This window comes from Psittacicella hinzii (assembly GCF_003585935.1).
Taxonomy (GTDB): Bacteria; Pseudomonadota; Gammaproteobacteria; order Enterobacterales; family Psittacicellaceae; genus Psittacicella; species Psittacicella hinzii.
In genome coordinates, this window is record NZ_NRJG01000045.1 from 1 (window position 1) to 18,750 (window position 18,750).

General features: G+C 34.3%; 12 protein-coding genes. 8 read left to right on the forward strand and 4 right to left on the reverse strand.

Annotation, left to right across the window (positions count from 1 at the left end):
• From CKF58_RS03010 to CKF58_RS03020, 3 genes are all read left to right on the forward strand, one after another.
• A partial coding sequence (locus CKF58_RS03010) for a hypothetical protein (protein ID WP_222987676.1) occupies nucleotides 1-1,410 on the forward strand: 1,410 nt, incomplete at its 5' end.
• Between the two features lie 272 nt (nucleotides 1,411-1,682).
• Complete coding sequence (locus tag CKF58_RS03015; RefSeq protein WP_119530815.1) at nucleotides 1,683-2,678, forward strand: HAD family hydrolase; 996 nt, start codon at nucleotides 1,683-1,685, stop codon at nucleotides 2,676-2,678.
• A gap of 24 nt (nucleotides 2,679-2,702) precedes the next feature.
• Entirely contained in the window at nucleotides 2,703-3,698 is a 996-nt protein-coding gene (locus tag CKF58_RS03020) for a hypothetical protein (protein WP_119530818.1), read from the forward strand.
• 44 nt (nucleotides 3,699-3,742) lie between these two features.
• On the opposite strand, the gene rlmN is transcribed toward CKF58_RS03020, so the two are convergent.
• From rlmN to CKF58_RS03040, 4 genes are all read right to left on the reverse strand, one after another.
• Nucleotides 3,743-4,879, reverse strand: coding sequence for a dual-specificity RNA methyltransferase RlmN (gene rlmN, locus CKF58_RS03025; protein WP_119530821.1), 1,137 nt, complete (start codon nucleotides 4,877-4,879; stop codon nucleotides 3,743-3,745).
• A gap of 160 nt (nucleotides 4,880-5,039) precedes the next feature.
• On the reverse strand, nucleotides 5,040-6,290 hold the full coding sequence (locus tag CKF58_RS03030; RefSeq protein WP_119530824.1) for a glycosyltransferase: 1,251 nt from the start codon (nucleotides 6,288-6,290) through the stop codon (nucleotides 5,040-5,042).
• Nucleotides 6,291-6,361: 71 nt separating this feature from the next.
• Nucleotides 6,362-7,585 carry a glycosyltransferase family 8 protein gene (locus CKF58_RS03035; RefSeq protein WP_119530827.1) on the reverse strand — a complete coding sequence of 408 codons (1,224 nt, stop codon included), beginning with the start codon at nucleotides 7,583-7,585 and terminating at the stop codon, nucleotides 6,362-6,364.
• Between the two features lie 222 nt (nucleotides 7,586-7,807).
• Complete coding sequence (locus CKF58_RS03040) at nucleotides 7,808-9,649, reverse strand: ABC transporter transmembrane domain-containing protein (protein WP_119530830.1); 1,842 nt, start codon at nucleotides 9,647-9,649, stop codon at nucleotides 7,808-7,810.
• 455 nt (nucleotides 9,650-10,104) lie between these two features.
• On the opposite strand from CKF58_RS03040, the gene CKF58_RS03045 reads away from it, so the two are divergent.
• The 5 genes from CKF58_RS03045 to CKF58_RS03065 all read left to right on the forward strand — a co-directional run bounded on the left by CKF58_RS03045 (nucleotide 10,105) and on the right by CKF58_RS03065 (nucleotide 18,688).
• A complete protein-coding gene (locus CKF58_RS03045) occupies nucleotides 10,105-11,928 on the forward strand; it encodes a tyrosine-type recombinase/integrase (RefSeq protein ID WP_119530833.1) in 1,824 nt (607 codons plus the stop codon).
• Nucleotides 11,929-12,310: 382 nt separating this feature from the next.
• Nucleotides 12,311-13,087, forward strand: coding sequence for a uridine phosphorylase (gene udp, locus CKF58_RS03050; protein ID WP_119530836.1), 777 nt, complete (start codon nucleotides 12,311-12,313; stop codon nucleotides 13,085-13,087).
• A 999-nt stretch (nucleotides 13,088-14,086) separates the two neighbouring features.
• The gene (locus CKF58_RS03055; protein ID WP_119530839.1) at nucleotides 14,087-15,358 is read left to right on the forward strand and encodes a NupC/NupG family nucleoside CNT transporter; all 1,272 of its coding nucleotides are present in this window, start codon (nucleotides 14,087-14,089) and stop codon (nucleotides 15,356-15,358) included.
• A gap of 536 nt (nucleotides 15,359-15,894) precedes the next feature.
• On the forward strand, nucleotides 15,895-17,133 hold the full coding sequence (locus CKF58_RS03060) for a NupC/NupG family nucleoside CNT transporter (RefSeq protein WP_119530842.1): 1,239 nt from the start codon (nucleotides 15,895-15,897) through the stop codon (nucleotides 17,131-17,133).
• A gap of 271 nt (nucleotides 17,134-17,404) precedes the next feature.
• Nucleotides 17,405-18,688, forward strand: a complete 1,284-nt coding sequence (locus tag CKF58_RS03065) for a glycosyltransferase (protein ID WP_119530845.1) — start codon at nucleotides 17,405-17,407, stop codon at nucleotides 18,686-18,688.
• Nucleotides 18,689-18,750 lie beyond the last annotated feature (62 nt).

Consider the following 18,750-nt stretch of genomic DNA (forward strand, 5'->3'; position numbering starts at 1 on the left):
TACAACCCTAGGGTTGTAGATGAGTTTTTGCAAACTCATCTACAATATAACAATCTTCTACTTACAGAACTAGGGAATTTAGGCATAAGCATTGCTATAGCATTGCTTGCTGAAAAGTGGAATAAAGATCGCTTTCTAGGTAACAAACCAAACTATTGGTATAACTATGGCTACTGTATAGGTGGTCCTATTGCTTATGGCTATAGCGATTGGGTTTATCACAATGCAATAAAACTGAATATTGAAAAGTTATTTTTAGTCGCTCGTGATTGTTACACCTTTCGTCCAATCATTGCAAAAATCGGAGAATTACGTGGTAAGGTTTTATTAGATGACTACGTGTATATCCCAAGATCAATTTACTATCGTTTTGCAATGTTAGAACAAGATGAGTTTACAGATCTAAAACAAGCGCAGATGACTTTTAACTTATTATCACAATATGCATTAAGTGATGAATTAAATACGGCGATAACTAAAGCTAAAAATGATTTAACTTTGGCTAATAAGGTATTCGCTGGTTATAAGCAAGAGATTAGAGAAATCATAAATAACTACGCTGATAAATATCGCTCTTACATTACTGAAAAATTACAACCTATAAGCCAAGAAAAAGTTGGGGTGGTTGATGTAACAGCCGGTACTTATAAGGCTCAAAAAGTTATTAAGCGTCTATTAGGTCAACAGGTGAATGTACTTGGTTTTTATTACGCTAATATCTACTTATTAGAATTTTCAATAATGCCTCATTTAAATTATGCTCGTGAGGGACTAGATCGTACGAAATTCTTGGATAAGCGTAATGTAATGGGACCAAATTGGGATATGTTTGAACATACTTGTTCAGCACCCCATCTAACAGCTACTGAAGTTACTTTTGATCAACATAATAAGGCTCAAGTTACTTTTGCTCATAAGGATGAAGTACTACAACGAGAAGTGTTCTTTGCTGAGCATTGTCCGTTAATTTATGAGGGGCAACAAGATTTTGCTCAAGACGTACTTGAGCGTTTTGGAGCCTATAGAGTAACTATGGACTTTAGTTGTACCTTTAACAACTTTGTAACTTTCCTTAAGAATCCAACTGCTGAAGATATAAAAGAGTTTTCTAAAATTGAATGTGGTTTAGAGCAAACCGCAACACAATGTATTTCTCTCACCGTGTACTCATGGCGTGATGTTCTCAAACATCCTAAAAGATGTTTAAGGAATTTGCGTAAAATTGCTTGGCGTACTCCATTACAAAAATATGCAGCTGCTTTATTACCTCCTATAGCTTTAAAAATTAGAGGGATTAAGCATATCGCGTTGCATATTTGTCCATTTGCACAAAAACGTTATGGATATATTGGATTAAAGATTAGAAATAAGTTCTTTTACGGTATAGTTTTTGGTTCTAAATACAAATAGAAAGTTAAGATCGCTACTTATATAGTATTGATTAAGATCTTTTACACAATTTTTAAAGATTAAAAATTATTAACATTGATACAACTTGTGACTTATTTTGTCGTTGCAAGTTGTCTCTTTGTTATAGAATACTAAGCCTTAATATATAAGGTTAATTAGTACAAATAGTCTCATAGAAAAATTAAACGAAAATCTGACTCGTCCTTTTTTCCTTTTGCATATAAATATTCCTGGATATATGCACTAATAGTTTTCAATTTAATATACAATTTATGACATTATTAGATAGAAGTAAGTCTGCAATTGATGCCGCTGAGGTGGTTTCTTTTGACATCTTTGATACCCTTTTAATCCGACCATATGTCTATCCAGATCATTTGTTCTCACATCTTGAAATGTTAGAAGATCAATTGTTAGGCATAAATACCAACTTTCTTTATCTTCGTCTTTCTGCTGAATCATTTGCACGTAAAAAGTTTAAACGAGAAGTGACCCTTGCAGAGATCTATAGCTACATTCATCCACAATACCAATATATGATGGAGAAAGAAATAGCTTTAGAATTACAAGTTTTACGCGCAAATCCTGAATATAAAGCTGTTTGGGATTATTGTGTGGCTCAAGGTAAAAGAATCGTTGTTATTTCAGATATGTATTTACCTCATGAAGTTTTAGAACAAGCTTTAGCTAAAAATGGTTATGCTAACTATGAAAAGCTTTATGTTTCTTCTACTTATGGCGTAATGAAAGGTACAGGAGAATTATATAAACTCGTCTTAAAAGAGTTAGCAATTAATCCAGAGCAACAACTGCATTTTGGAGATAACAAGCAAGCGGATATCGAAGAGTCATCGAAGCTTGGCATTAAAAATGTCTACAACCCTAGGGTTGTAGATGAGTTTTTACAAACTCATCTACAATACCAAAAACTTTTTTCTAATGAAGCTGGTAATCTAGGGGTAAGTATAAGTATCGCTTTACTTGCTGAAAAATGGAATAGAGATCGTTTTAACGGTATACAGCGTGATTATTGGTACAACTATGGGTACTTTGTAGGTGGAGCTGTGGCTTATGGCTTTAGTGAATGGGTGTATACTTATGCAACTAGTTTAGGCATAGAAAAACTTTTCCTAATTGCACGAGATTGTTACACTTTCCGTCCTATAATAGAGTCTATTGGTAAACTACGCGGTAAAGTTTTACAAAACGACTACATTTACATTCCAAGATCTATTTACCATCGTTTCTTAATGTCGGATCAGGAGTAATTTGATGACTTACAACATGCTAAAATGCTCTTTAGTTTATTGGAGCAATATCCAATTACTAGCGAACTAAAGGCTGATCTAAGTAATGTAAACAATGACTTAACAAAAGCTAACGCTTTATTTACTAAACATAAAGAACAAATTAGAAGTTATTTGGATGATTACAAACAAAAATACCGCAGCTATATCACGCAAAATCTTGAACTTCAAGAAGATGAACTAGTAGGAGTGGTTGATATTACTGCAGGAGTATATAAAGCGCAAAAAGTTGTTGAAAATTTAGTTGGAGATCAGGTTAAGGTATTAGGGCTTTACTATGCCAATATTTACGAGCGTAAGAATTTTATCATGCCACATCTTAACTATGCTCGTGAAAGTGTAGACCCTACTAAGTTTTTAGATATGAATAATATCTATGGACCGAATTGGGACGTGTTTGAGTATACCTGTTCAGCTCCAAGTCTAACTGCTACAGAAGTATCATTTAAACAAGACAAGCAGCCAGTGATTACTTTTGAAGATAGAAGTAAAGCAATGCAACGTGAAGTATTCTTTGCGGATCATAATGAACTGATTCATACAGGACAACAAGATTACGCACAAAATATACTAGAACGCTTTGGTAATTACCAAGTAAAAATGAACTTTTTATGTACATTCGGTCATTTTCTTACTTTTATTAATAATCCAACCATAAAAGATATTAAAACTTTCGCAAAAATTGAAAAAGGATTAGACCAAAGTTATGAAGTTCGTTTTAATGTAACTACCTACACTTGGAAAGACGTCTTTACTAAGCCAAAACAATGTTTACGTAATTTACGTAAAATTATCTGGCGCACACCTTTACAAACTTTTGCCACTTCTCTGCTTCCTCCTATAGCGATAAAAATTCGTGGTATAAGACATATATCTGTCCACTTAGCTCCTTATGCTCAAAAACGTTATGGAAGCATTGGTATAAGTTTTAAAGATGGAAAATATTTTTACGGTATTGTATTCGGTTCTAAATATGCATAAACGATTTAAGGCAAGGTTAAAAACCTAGCCTTAAATCATATGTATTAACTTAAATTACGAATATTAATTTCGTTTTTAGCGTCTACACCTAATTGACGTTTAGCTGCGGTACGTTTAGTACGGTCAATAACTTCACCAGCTAATTGACCACAAGCTGCATCAATATCATCACCACGAGTTTTACGCACTGTAGCTACAATATTGTATTCTTCAGCTAGAATTTTTTGGAAACGATCGATACGCGAGTTCGAAGAACGTCCGTATGGAGCACCTGGGAACGGATTCCATGGAATTAAGTTAATTTTACATGGAGTTCCTTTTAAAGTGCGAGCGAGTTCATGAGCTTGTTCCATAGAGTCATTAACATGATCTAACATTACGTACTCAACAGTAACTCTCCCACGGTTAGCAGGAGCGCTTTCAATAAAGCGACGTACAGCTGCTAAGAAAGTAGCAATGTTGTATTTTTTGTTAATAGGAACAATTTCATTACGTAGTTCATCGTTTGGAGCATGTAAAGAAATAGCTAAAGCAACGTCGATTTTACCGGTAATAATTTCTAAAGCTGGAACTACACCTGAAGTAGAAATAGTTACGCGACGTTTTGACAGACCATAAGCTAGATCGTCAAGCATAATGCGTAAAGCAGGTAGCACGTTGTTTACGTTGAGTAAAGGCTCACCCATACCCATCATAACCACATTGGTAATAGGGCGATCACCGTAGCCACCAATTTCTTTAATACGCTTGTTAGCGCGCCATACTTGACCGATAATTTCTGACACGTTTAGGTTTTTATTAAAACCTTGTGCTCCGGTTGAACAGAAAGTACATTCTAAAGCACAACCAACTTGCGATGATACACATAAAGTACCACGATCGGTTTCAGGAATAAATACGGTTTCAATTTGTTGATCTGGACCTACTTGCATTGCCCATTTAATGGTGCCGTCAGTTGAAATGTGCTCTTCTGAAATAGGTGGAGCTTTAATTTCACAGTTCTCTGTTAAAAACTGACGCATATCTTTAGAGATATTGGTCATTAAATAGAAGTCATCAACGCTTTGTTGATAGATCCATTTCATTAATTGTTGAGCGCGAAATGGTTTATGACCTTGCGATTTCAGGTACTCTTGCAGCATTTGCGCGTCAAAGTTTAAGAGGTTTACTTTTTGACTCATTTGAGTTTACCAAAGATAGTTAATGGGGATTATCTTTGCCACGCTTTAGACAAAGAATTCAGAGGCATATTATAACAAATCTCGATTATAAATACTTGATTTTTATCCTAATATAATAGCTCATGGAAGTGGATATCCATGAGCTAGATCACTAATAAAATTATTTTTTATTTGCTAATTTATCGAGTTTTTTATGATGGAAGTAGTAGTTTAAGCGACTATAACGCCACTTTTTACGTGGGTGTACAAAGTTTTGTAGAACTATCTCTGCTCGTTTCCCTTGTGGTGGGTACATATATGGATTTATAAATAAAGGATTATAAGTCCATGGTTTTTGCGTTTCTAGAGCTTTAGTTACTTGTTCTAATTCTACTTTTTCATAATTGTTAGGCATGTCCACATAGTCCAATAAACTTGTTGCAAAGTTATATTGGTGCCAGAAATTATGCATCATATTAGTGTAATACTGTACATCACGGGAAACTAAAGTACTTAATGGAGTATTCTTCCAGTAAGTAAATAATTCTTTAATTTCTTTATCAGGATAATTCCATTGTTTACGATGATCTTGTGATAAACAGTGAACAATACTAGGGTAATATGGAGCTTTGAGTAAACCGTTTTGTTTACCTACTTTGAGATTTTTACTTTTATGCCAACCGTCAGCATGAGAATAATATCTTTGCTCATAAAGAACATTTAAGAAATAGTTATATTTAACAGGTAAATAAGTTATGGCTTTAGCATGGACTAAATTAACAAAGGTTTGATCTAACCAAGGAAGTTCTCCTGTAAAGTATTTTTTAATCCCGTTTTGCCAAATATTCAAACCATTTTCTTGAGGTTCTTTGAGCTTATCTAAATCAAGTAGGAGTACTCCGGCATTAATGTAGTAATTGCCATTTTTACCAAATTGTGCAGCATAAAAATCTTCTGGATATTTCTCTTGAGAGAAATAATTATAGTCACTGTACTTTTCTTTAAACGTAATAATATCCACTACACCACCAACTGCATTGCCTTGAAGAATATTAGGGTCTGTAAAGAGCTCATTAATAGGTTGAGTAACCATAATATCAACGTCTAAATAGAGCATACGTCCGGTATATCCTAACTGTGGAATTAGCAGTCGGAAATTGGTTGGCTTACGCGAGTTGCTTGGCATCATGCCAAGATGGACAAGGTCTTGTCCATCTATATAATGAAAGTTAATCTCTACTTGTTTGTAGTCTATAAACTCTTTGGTTACACTTTCAAATGCAGCTTTGTTTGTTTCTTCTACATTATGTAAGATTACAAAACGTACAGGATGACGATGGAATGCTACAAAATTTTTCATTAAGGTTGTAGCATATGCAAAGTATGCTTCATTAGCAATCAAACATACTTGATAAGGAGTGTTATTTTGCATAGGCAATGATATTCCTAATTAGCTATTAACAAGCTAAGTATCTAGGTGATTTAAGTTAAGACAAAAACAAATTATTTTAGTTTGCTAATTGGCGCATGAAGTTTTTGACTTAATTTTAAAGCAAATTTTTCTCTTTGGCGCTCATTACCTAAATATTTTAGGCGGAATTTTCTTAAACTTCCCATACGATAAAGATTTGGGTTTAAGAAAATTTGAGGGATTTGCCAAGATTTAGCTTTTGCTACTTGCTTACGTACAGACTGTAAACTAATGCCAAGAACATCGTGATTTGGACTATAATCTCCACTCGCCATATCGTAGTGATACTGTTTGAAGAAATTGTGCATTAAAGTAATAAAATCTTCAACAGAAGTAGTTGTAAGCTGAGCTAAATCGAAGTTAGCAAAATGTTGATATAGTTCTTGCCATTCAGGACATAAATGATTCCACTGTTTATAATTAGTTTTATAAAAGTGGATAACTTTAGGAAAGAAATCAGGGATTTTACCTTGTTCTTTGGCTTGAGTATAGCTATTTTGCCATTTAGCATCGTAAAGATAAAAACGCTGATCTGTAAGAATTAAGCCACAATAGTTGTACTTAACATTAAGAATTACTTTATCATCGTTATGAACTATATTTAAAAAGTCTTGATCTGGGCAAGGTAAGTAGAATTGATAACAATCCCATATTTGTTGTGCCCATTTATTGTCATCAATACTAGGTCCTGTACGTAATTTATCTACGTCAATTACTAAGAAACCAGAGTTAAAGTAATAATTGTTTACACCGAAATTTTTCTCTAACATGATTTCAGGTTCTCCGATTTTAGCGAAAAACCCGTAGCGTTGATAAATTTCAAGATACATACATAAATCAGCACTTGCAGCTAAACCCTTACCCTGTAATAGATCTGGATCTGTAAATAATTCATCAACTGGACTAGTGAACATAATATCTAAGTCAAAATATACAACTCGACCATGATAAGGTAGAGTAGGAAGTAAAAGACGAAGATTTTGTGGATTAGCAATATGTTCTTCAGGAAGTTTCCAACGTCGTAGAATTTCAGGATCTCCAAAATGTGGTTTTACTTCTACAAAATCTAAAGAAGAGAAGCTTTGTACTAAATCTTGAATTGCGGGATCTTGAGGGTCAGGATGGTTATGAATAACGATAAATCTTACAGGACTGCGATGAAAAGAAATAAAGTTTTTAATAAATGCTTTTACATATGGAAAGTATGCAAGATTTGCAGTTAATAACACTTGATAAGGTGAGTTGAGAGTTGTCATGAAATTAATACAAAAAAGCTTTTGCTGGAATATTTTTTCTAGCACAAATTATAGAAAACTGGGATATATCTAAGAAATAGTCATTAGTTCTTAAATGTATTAACCTCTATTATATACTACAAGTATATGGATTTTCGTGGAAAACCTAAGGGTTGAGAAATCTCATTTAAGAAAAAACCAGAGACAATTTATCTCTGGTTTTAAATTATTTTAATAGTTTATTTAAGATTTCTTACTAAAATCACGGGTGTACAGTTTGTAGTATTCTCCGTTAGTATTTTGTACTAACTTTTGATGTGTTCCTTGCTCAACAATTTCTCCGTCAATAACTACACAAATTTGATCTGCGTTTTCTATAGTTGAAAGACGGTGAGCAATGGTAAGAACTGTACGTCCTTTTTGTAACTCTTCTAACGATTTTTGAATAAAGTATTCAGATTCATTATCGAGCGCGGAAGTAGCTTCGTCAAGAATAATAATTGGCTTATCACGTAATAAAGCTCGCGCAATAGCAATACGTTGTCTTTGTCCGCCTGATAAACGGGTACCGTCCGTACCGATGCGTGTATGTAAACCATTCGGAAACTCTTGAGCAAAGTTAGTAACGTATGCTAAGTCTGCAGCTTTTTGTACTTGTTCAGCGGTATATTTATCACCATCACAATAAACGATATTATTGTAGATGGTATCGTCGAATAAGTGTACGTTTTGTGAAACTACAGCAATATTGTTACGTAAATCGAAAAGGGTAATGTCACGAATATCGTTACCGTCGATTTTAATTGCTCCTTTCTCTAAATCGTAAGTACGTGAGAGTAAGCTTACAATCGTTGATTTACCACCACCTGATTTACCAACAAAGGCAATGGTTTTTCCTGCAGGAATTTCTAAATTAAAGTTTTTTAATATAGGTTCATCTGCACGAGTTGGGTACGCAAAGGTAACATTTTCGTAAGAGATACTACCGCTAAAATTAACTTGTTGTGCTGTTAGTTTACCGTTATCAGTTTCAGTATCTAAGGCTAAAATCCCCAGTACAGATTTAGCAGCTGTAAGTGAGGCAATATAAGCGTTATAGATATTGGTTAGGTTACGTACTGGTTTTAATAAACCGAACATAGCCGAGAAAATAACGATAAAGTCACCTGGAGTAATAGGTGGTAAGTTTAATTCTGTAGCATAGGCAGCTAAGATAATAATTGCCACTAAAAGTAATGAAGCAATTAATTGCACAATACTATGTCCTAAGTTACTAACTAGTACCCCTTTTTCGCTTTTAAGACGAATACTTTCTAATACTTGATAGAAGCGATTATGTTCAAAATCTTGTGCATTGTAAAGATTAACTACTTGGTGACCTTTTACCATCTCATTGAGTAGTTGTGCTTGTGATGAGTTAGCATCAAGTTGACCTTGAGTTAAACGCTTAATGGATTTAGAAACAACTTTTAGGACTAAATAAATAACTGGTAAGAGTAAAAAGATTACGCTCGAGAGCACCCAGTTAGTGTAAAACATTACCACTAAAAAGGAAATAATAGTCGAGCCATCACGTGAGATAGTTAATAATGATGAACCAGTAGCCCCTAACATCAAGGTTACTTCGTATTGGATTTTAGAAATGATTTTTCCACTACCATGAATATCGAAGAAAGCTTGAGGCATACGTGAAATGTGCTTGAAAAGCTTTTCCAGTAAGCTAACGTTTAATTTAGCTTGCGCCCAGTTAAAGAGATATTGTGAGCAAAACTGGAAAATAGCCCGTAAGGTCATTAAGCTAATCAGAATATAAGCAAAGCCAAGTAGCGTTTGACTATCAAGAATTCCTGAACCATTGTCAACAATGGTTTTAATACGTGAGATTAAGAAGGCATCAATGCCTGACCCTGCAAAGGTAATAATAATCCCTAAAAATAGCGCCCATTGGAAAGGGATAACATAACGCCAATACAAACGGAAAGCTTTACCGTTATCACAATTAAGTATTGGGTTAGGATTAGTAGGAGATGTATTATCTAAAAAATCACGTAGTTTTATTTTTTGTTTTTTAAAAATACCAAACATGAGATAAATTTAGATGATCCTCAAATGAGGTAAGATGATAATAATTACACTTATCTTTAGGTAAAAGAGATATACAACCTACCTAAAGAAATAGTTGTAGCAAAACTTACAAGGAAACAAGAGTTAGGGAGTTATCTTGTGTTGAAGTTGTAACTAAATTTTGTAAGTTTTAAAGAGAAATCTGTAAGAAAAAGCAACGAAAGACAAGGGATTTTGTCGTTGTGCTTTATGCTTTGACTGCTTATTATACCAAAATTGGCACAAACTTGCCGAGAGGCATAAATGTAGAGACATAGGTAAGAATTATACAGAAGAGAATAGATGGATAGTATGCGTTAGGAGAATTTGTTACAATATAGGTCTTAAAATTAAATCTAGGTTTAGATTTTAATTAGATTAATTGGAATGTAGTAACTCTTAACTCTTTTATATTGTGTGAAAAGAGGATTAAGCATATGAGCAGTAAAAAACTAGATCTTTCGCAAGTATTGCAATATTTTCCTCCTTTTGTACAAGTAGACGTAAGTGATTTTTTGCAATATATTCAAATTGAAAAAGCCTATAGCAACAATACTTTATTAGCTTATCGTAATAATTTATACCAAGCTTTAGGTGCTATAAATCAAGTACTTGCTGGACAACAAAAACCGCAAGAAACCACAGGCTTATTAGATCTATCTGATATTCTTGGTAAGCGTAAAAGCACTTTAAGTAAAGGTAAGGCTAAAATAACAAGCTCTAGTACACAGGCTAAAGCTACCCTTATGACGAGTGATTTGAATTCAAGTATAGAGAACTTTGAAGTAAGTTATGCAGTGCCGTGGCACAAGCTCTCAACTTTTAGTTGGGAAGATTGTCAGAGTAAGATTATTCAACAAGCAATTTCAGCTGAGTATCATCCTGGTAAAAGTGCGAGTTCGCGTAATCAGTTACTTTCAAGTTTACGTAGTTTTTTTCAGTGGTTATTACAAGAGGATAAGGTAAGTTATAACTATCCTAAATTAGTAAAAAACCTTAAAACTGTTAAAGACTTGCCAACGGTTATCGATAAGCGCGAAATGCAGCAAATCCTTGATAAAGTAGCAATTAACAATTTCTTAGAGCTACGAGATCAAGTAGTGTTTGAAATGATGTTTAATACCGGAGTACGTTTATCTGAAGTATGTAATCTTAATTTACAAGATTTAGATTTTGTTAAAGATGAGATTACTATTTTAGGTAAGGGTAATGTATATCGTACTTTACCTTTATCAGTAGGATTAAAGCAATTAATCGCTTTGTATCTAATCTTACGTGAACGAGAGATTATTGCTAAAGCCAATGAAGTTGAATTAGCAGAAATTGGTATAGTTTCTGAATTAAATGCGCAAGTGGATATTAATAATGTAGGGCAAGTTTATCAATATGCAAAGCAAATTCTAGCGCAAGCTAATGCTTATATAAATAGTAAAGCCTCATCTAGTGTAAAAAGTAAAGCTAAGGCAACAGTATCAGCCAGTGCTTTGTTACGACAAGCCATAGCTCAAGAAGAACACAGTTCGGAAGATTTGCTTTCAGAGGTTAATAAAACAGAAACGACAGAGCTAGATGATTTAATGCAAGCTAGCGGAATTATGTCGCTTCAGCAGTTAAAAAGTTTACAAAAAACGGCAATTAGTAAGAATGTTTCTTCTAATGAACAAGCTATGCATAAGCTGCATAATGATGATTTAGAGGCTGATTTAGATAAGCAACAAGATGCTAGTGTAGCTTCTTTACAGCGACAGGGGCAAAGTTTACTTACCCAAACTGGATACGAATTGCAGCTAGCTGAACAAGTAAAAGCTAAGCTTAAACAAAAAGCTCATTCGTTGCATGCCATGTTTTTATCTACGCATTTAAAACGTATTACGGCTCGAGCTATTCAATATCGTTTAGATAAACGCGTAACAGCAGCTGGGATAAATCGTAAACTTTCTCCGCATAAACTACGCCATAGTTTTGCCAGTCAATTTTTAGAAAGCAGTGCTAATTTACGGGCAGTACAAGAAATGCTCGGACATAAAAATTTAGTTACTACACAAATTTATACACACTTAGATTTAAAACATTTAATTGCGGTTTATAACCAATATCATCCTCAACAAATTAAACACCAGCAGCAAGAACAAGCGCAAGCAGAATATGAAGCGCAAATAGCTGCTTATGAAAAAGCGCAAGGTAAAACTTCTGTAAAACTTAAAGAAAAACAGCAAAAAGAAGAATTAATTGCCGAGATTATGGCGTGCAAAGAAAAGTAAAACTTTCTTTTTCGTTTTCCAGCTCTTCTTACTTTGGTGTATCACTGTTTTATCATGGGTGCATGTGGTAATTACGCATACGTAAGATATCCAAGGTACTGCTAAAATTTTTAACAACAATTCCCAAGCTTTAGAGTTTGGGATTTTTTCGTTTTGCTGCTAAAGGTAAAGCGAAATATAGGTAAATATAGATGAATTTGTTCTAAACGATCAGATTTTTGAAATAAATGTTGGTAATGGATCACAAAACCGTAAAATCCTTAAGTTTTCTTTGTTTCTCTTGGTTATAATAGGGCTAATTAAATATCGCTTAATCGTAAGCATACTCTTGCAAATAAACGCAAGCAAATTCAGATTTATACTTTTCTCATAGAGGTAAAAGATGTCTAAAATCGAATCTACAGTTTTCCACTTAGGATTAAATAAAGAAGTGTTAGAAGGAGCAAAAATTGCTCTAATTCCTGGTGATCCAGGTCGTGTAAGTAAAATCGCATCATACATGGATAACCCAAAACCTCTAGCAAGTAACCGTGAATACACTTCATATTTAGCATATATCGAGGGTACACCGATCGTTGTATGTTCAACTGGTATTGGTGGTCCATCTACTTCTATTGCTGTAGAAGAATTAGCACAATTAGGCATTGATACTTTTATTCGTATTGGTACTACTGGCGCAATTCAAGAAAACATTGAAATCGGTGATGTAATTATTTCAACTGGTTGTGTGCGTTTAGATGGTGCTTCACGTCACTTTGCTCCATTAGAGTATCCTGCAGTTGCGAGCTATGATGTATTAAATGCATTAGTGACTGGTGCAAAAGAAGCTAACTTAACTCACCACGTAGGTGTATCAGCTTCATCTGATACTTTCTATCCAGGTCAAGAGCGTTACGATACATTCAGAAAAGATGTACCTTTACATATGCAAGGTAAAATTAAACTTTGGCAACAACTGCATGTATTAAACTTTGAAATGGAAGGTGCTACTCTATTTACCCAAGCTGCTTCTTTAGGTTTACGTGCGGGTATGGTAGCCGGAGTTATTGTAAATCGTACTAAAGCTGAAATCCCAGATGAAGTAATGGCGAAAAAAGTTGAAAATAACGGCATTACTGTAGCTTTAGCAGCATTAAAAACTTTAATCGCTGGTAAATAAGTATAAGTAGCTAAGTTTTAGCGATTTAACAATCTTCAAAGAGCGAAGAGATGGCTTTGTCTCAATTTAACGTCTTAGTTACTCTTCGCTATTTGTAATCTTAGACTATTAGATATATTCGATCTTTTTTTCAAGGGTTTAAACGTAAGGTTTTAAACTTATATAAAATTAAGTGATGAATTTTACGTTAAATATTGGTTAAAAAGACTGCTAAGAGTAATAACTAAAATTTGCTCTTAATAATCATTTGTCTACTGGTCGCACTTAGAAAATTTATGCTATAAGTCTCACTTTTTTAGCAATTAAAAAATTTTAGGTTGTATAATAGGGGCAAATCTTTTTAACCTTAGAGCATAAAACTTACTGACATGGATTAAATAGGTAAATTTACTACTTAGCTCACAAGTTAGCATTCTTTTTTGTTATACATATTTTAGCTATAGGTAAACTATCTAAACTGTTACTAGACCTTGTCACTAAGACATTTAAAGCAATTTTAAAAGCGATTTTAAACCGGCTTTAATTGACCATAACGGTTAATCTTTAGGCAACTATATTTAATTAGTTGGCTGAAGCAATAGTTTATCTATGATTACCATATGCGTCCAGCAAAGAGTTTTATGCTTCCCCAAGTGGCACTATGTAAGTGCATAAGCTTTTAGTTAAAAACCTAAGACCTAGTATTTATAGAGTTATCTATAGACTAGAGAGTTGATAGCTTTTTACCTAAGGTTCTATGCAATCTAAATTTACTTAGGTGATCTATGTACTGTCCTTTTTACATTAGGAGTCTTGAACTGCTGAGACAAAGAGAACATAAAAGGTACAGTTTTGTAATCTAACTACAATTAGCTTTAACTAAAGCAAGGTATCTTGATTACTAGGTTATATTTGGGGTAATTATTAAGTAAAGGTGTTTAACATTTTTGTTTAAGGTTTATCTTGTAACCTAAGCTCAAGCTATCTATGTTTTAGGTAATTTATTTAGATAGGGTAATTATGAGCTTGATTATGAGTTTAGTAGGGATTGTTGTCCTACTAGCAATTGGTTTTTTACTTTCAAAGCACAAAAAGCAAATTAATTATCGCACCGTACTAGTAGCGTTATTAATTCAATTTTTCTTTGGTGGTTTCGTTTTATACGTACCAGTAGGTCAAGAAATTCTTTTTGCGGTTTCAGAAGGTTTTGTTAAATTACTAGGTTATGTACGTGAAGGTACAACATTCCTTTTAGGTTTCACTTTAACTGATCCTGAAAAAATGGGCTTTGTGTTTGCTTTCGCTTCACTACCAGTAATTATCTACTTAGCTTCATTAATTTCAATTTTATACTACATTGGTGTAATGAAATGGATCATCCGTGGTATCGGTGGTTTCTTACGCCTCTTACTAGGTACTTCTGAAACAGAATCATTATCAGCAGCTGCTAACATTTTCGTAGGTCAAACAGAAGCTCCATTAACTGTTAAACCTTACATTGCGAAAATGACTGAATCTGAACTATTCGCGATCATGGTGGGTGGTTTAGCTTCTGTTGCAGGTTCGGTTCTAGCTGGTTATATTGGTATGGGTGTTCCTGCTCCTTACTTAATCGCAGCGTCATTCATGTCAGCTCCAGGTGGTTTATTATTCGCAAAACTATTAATTCCTGAAACAGCAAAATCTGTTACTTTTACTAAAGACGCTAAAGCTGATGAAGACGCTCCAGCTAACGTATTAGAAGCTGCAGCACGTGGTGCTTCTGATGGTATGTTCTTAGTATTAAACGTAGCAGCAATGCTATTAGCATTCTTATCAATCATCGGTTTAATTAACGGTATCTTAAGCTGGTTCGGTGGTTTATTCAACTTCGATCAATTAAGCTTAACTTGGATCTTATCTATCCCATTCCGTTACTTAGCATTCTTAATCGGTGTACCATGGCAAGATGCTTCTGTAGCAGGTGGTATGATCGGTATTAAAGTGGTAACTAACGAATTCGTAGGTTACTTAGACTTAGCGAAATACATCGTGAAAAATGCTGATGGTACTTTTGCTAGCTGGCAAGGTATCCAACCTATTACAGGTACAATTCTTTCGTTTGCATTATGTGGATTTGCTAACTTATCATCAATTGCGATTCTAATCGGTGGTCTAGGTGTTATGGCTCCAGGTCGTCGTGCTGATGTTGCACGTTTAGGTGTGTACGCAGTGATCGGTGGTTGTTTATCTAACCTAATGTCAGCAACTATTGCTGGTTTCTTCTTTGCATTAGGTGGTGGTATCCACTAATTAGCAATACCAATTTTATAAAGACTCAAGGTTTAACCTTGGGTCTTTTCCTATGTCTGGAGATTTTATTCGAAGTTTGTCGATTTGTGCTCGAGTGATTTATGAAATCCTTTGATATTTAAGGAGTTCAGAGTTATGCCTTTTAAAAACTGTGATTTATGTCACAAATACGCCGAAAATCCTTGCCTAAAGGCTGACTTTTTTCTTTAAAGTTGTATAATGAGGGAAAGATTATATCTATTATGGTAAGAGATTATTTTGCGTTAAATTAAGCCTAAAACTCGTAAATAACGCAAGTAATGTTTACTTTACATACTCCCCATGTTCACTAGATTAAATAAGTAAGCAAAGTTAGTGAAATATCGCATAGTTAATAGTAAATGCAAACAAAAAACTAGCTAAGCAAGTAAAGATAAAATTAAGACCTACTTAGATTTTGCTAGTTATTACATAATAGTTAGACCTAGTATAAAGAGATAGAAAAATTTTTCTCAAATTAAGAGTTTAAGAGTAAGGATATAAGAGTGTTTCCCTACATGAATTTAGTGGGGATTGTCGTACTCGTTGGTATAGGCTTTCTCCTTTCTAAAAATAGACGAGCAATCCGCTGGCGCACTGTATTGCTAGCATTATTAATCCAAATTGTTTTTGGTGGCTTTGTTTTATATGTTCCTTTAGGACAAAAAATCCTCGAAGCTGTATCCGAGGGTTTTGTGACCATGCTATCGTACGTTAATGAGGGATCAAGTTTTCTTTTTGGTAGTCTAATTAACGAAGAGAAGTTTGGTTATGTATTTCTCTTTGGGGTATTTCCATCGATTATTTACTTATCAGCCTTAATTGCCGTACTTTATTACATTGGCGTAATGGGCTTGCTAATTCGTGGAATTGGTGGCTTCTTACGTCTAATCCTTGGTACAACGCAAACTGAATCTTTAGCTACAGCTTCAGCGATTTTTATCGGTAATCCAGAATTAACCGTACGTCCTTATTTATTTAAGATGACGAACTCAGAGCTCTTTGTAGTAATGACTGCTGCTATGGCGACTATTTCTGGTGAAGTAGTGGCTGGTTATGTGGGCATGGGTGTTCCGGCTTCATTTATCGTTGCAGCTTCGTGTATGGCTGCACCTGGAGCAATTTTATACGCTAAACTACTCATCCCAGAAACTGAAGAGTCTGCTAAGTTTGGTAAAGTAAAAGTAGCATACGACCGTCCATCAAATATTCTTGAAGCCGCTTCAAATGGTTCGGCAGATGGGATGTTTATTTCTTTAAATGTCGGTGCAATGCTTTTAGCTTTCCTGTCTTTAATTGCCTTATTAAATGCAATTTTAGGTTGGATGGGGAGTTTTGTTGGTTTAGATAATCTAAGCTTACAATGGATGTTAAGTAAAGTCCTTAAATACTTAATGTTCTTAATTGGTGTGCCATGGCACGATACTGAATTTGCGGCTCAATTAATCGGCTTAAAAACCATTACTAATGAGTTTGTAGGTTTCTTTGAGTTCAGTAAGTTTATTCATACTGCCAACGGTACGTTTGAAAGCTTTAGTCACATTGACTACAAAACTGGCGTAATGGTGAGTTTTGGTCTGTGTGGTTATGCTAATATCGGTTCGATTGCCGTATACTTAGGTAGTATTGGCTACCTAGCTCCATCACGTAAAGCGGAACTAGCGCGTTTTGGTATGCATGCGGTAATTGCTTCGAGTTTAGCAAATTTAACATCAGCAGCAATTGCGGGGTTCTTTGTTGGCTTACAAGGTATGTAAAAGTGATATAGCATAAAGGCTGATCTACAAGCATAATCTACAGTTCAACAAATAAACTAGCAAAAACTAGCAAAAATTATCTAAGGAAAAGGGGTAAAGCTCAAAATGAGTTTTACCCCTTTTGCAAACGCTTAACTAAGCTCTAGGAGTCTAAGAGAAAATGCGGTTCATGCTATAATAGACGCACTATTTAGTTAAGATAAGTATTTTTAAATAAGTAGTCATTTTCTAGATTAGAATACTCATTATTAATGAGGGATTAGGATTTTTCATGTCTCAAGTAGCAGCATGTACTAGTAGTGAACCAATGCAGTTAGCATTCGGAACAAATTTAGCTTTTTTACCTAAATTAGCTACTCTCTTAAAAAATATAATTGCTTTTAATCGTAATCCTTTAAAAGTAATTATTATTCATAATATTCAGAATTTAGGCGACCCGCAAGTAGTTGCTTTCCTTAGCCAGTTCAGTCAATACGAAAACATTAAAATTAATTTACACTACGTAGATGAAAAGTTAATGTCAGAATATGGCATGCATCCAACTTGTGCGGCAAGTGTAAAAAATTATCGTATAATCCTGCCAGCTTTACCTTATCAAGGATTAGTGCTGTATATGGATATTGACGTTATAGTGGCAGGTTCATTAGAAGATCTGTTTATTAATAGTGAAAAATATTTAGCAGATACCTCTTTAGCCGCAGTGGCTGATATTTGTAATTTCCAAGAAAGATACAATAAACGCCAATTTTTCAGTGAACGCTTTGTACCAGAAGTTCGTGAATGTAAGTTTGGTTATGAAAACCAATACTTAAATTCGGGCATGTTCTTGGTTGATTTAGATCGTGTACGAGCTCGTGGTGCATTAATCGAACAAAGTGATATTTGGACTGCTAGTATTGGACAAGTCTATACATCCAATCTGGTACACGAAGATCAAGACTTCTTAAATATTGTACATAAAGAAGATAAAAACTTAATCTCAGTAGCTTACAACTACAGTATGAAGTTTTTAACAACGCAACGTTTTTATCTTAACTTTTTCGCTTGGGATAAAGCTTATGCCAAAGCTAAAGAAAATAATTATGCTCCGGCAACTTTATATCCAATTATTCTGCACTTTGTAGAAGAACGTAAACAATGGTGCCATCCAATGCAAGAATGGCTAGATTTATACAACTTCTATCAAGAGCACAGTGTAGAAACGCTGATAAGTAAGCCTGTAGAGTTTTATGTGCAAATGATGCACGAGTTCTACCAAGTTTATAATTACACTCCATGTTTAGTTGATCTTGATGATCGTGAATTACTCAATGCCGGTCATGATAAAGTCCAACTAATGCGTAAGCTTAAGCCTTGGAAGACTTCTTCGCTAATATTAAATCCGAATATGATTCGTTTTAAATCATTATGGACAAAAATTAGAAGAAAACTTTGTGCTACCGAGAAAAAACAGCTAGAGTTTGCTCGTAAGATTTATCAAGCTCATCCACAATTTATCCAAGAATATATCAAAGATTTGTCGCCTGACCAAGTGGAGCAAGCAAGTAAAAATTAGAAAAAGCTTACGTAAAATTAAAAAAATCGAAGTTTACAAATGTATTTAAATCAATAAGAAAA

Bases quoted from the DNA above. Each gene is read 5' to 3' on its own strand.
- CKF58_RS03045 (WP_119530833.1), top strand. From the start codon at position 10,105: ATGAGCAGTAAAAAACTAGATCTTTCGCAAGTATTGCAATATTTTCCT.
- CKF58_RS03060 (WP_119530842.1), top strand. From the start codon at position 15,895: ATGAATTTAGTGGGGATTGTCGTACTCGTTGGTATAGGCTTTCTCCTT.
- CKF58_RS03065 (WP_119530845.1), top strand. From the start codon at position 17,405: ATGTCTCAAGTAGCAGCATGTACTAGTAGTGAACCAATGCAGTTAGCA.
- CKF58_RS03040 (WP_119530830.1), bottom strand. From the start codon at position 9,649: ATGTTTGGTATTTTTAAAAAACAAAAAATAAAACTACGTGATTTTTTA.
- CKF58_RS03030 (WP_119530824.1), bottom strand. From the start codon at position 6,290: ATGCAAAATAACACTCCTTATCAAGTATGTTTGATTGCTAATGAAGCA.
- CKF58_RS03055 (WP_119530839.1), top strand. From the start codon at position 14,087: ATGAGCTTGATTATGAGTTTAGTAGGGATTGTTGTCCTACTAGCAATT.
- udp (WP_119530836.1), top strand. From the start codon at position 12,311: ATGTCTAAAATCGAATCTACAGTTTTCCACTTAGGATTAAATAAAGAA.
- rlmN (WP_119530821.1), bottom strand. From the start codon at position 4,879: ATGAGTCAAAAAGTAAACCTCTTAAACTTTGACGCGCAAATGCTGCAA.
- CKF58_RS03020 (WP_119530818.1), top strand. From the start codon at position 2,703: ATGCTCTTTAGTTTATTGGAGCAATATCCAATTACTAGCGAACTAAAG.
- CKF58_RS03015 (WP_119530815.1), top strand. From the start codon at position 1,683: ATGACATTATTAGATAGAAGTAAGTCTGCAATTGATGCCGCTGAGGTG.
- CKF58_RS03035 (WP_119530827.1), bottom strand. From the start codon at position 7,585: ATGACAACTCTCAACTCACCTTATCAAGTGTTATTAACTGCAAATCTT.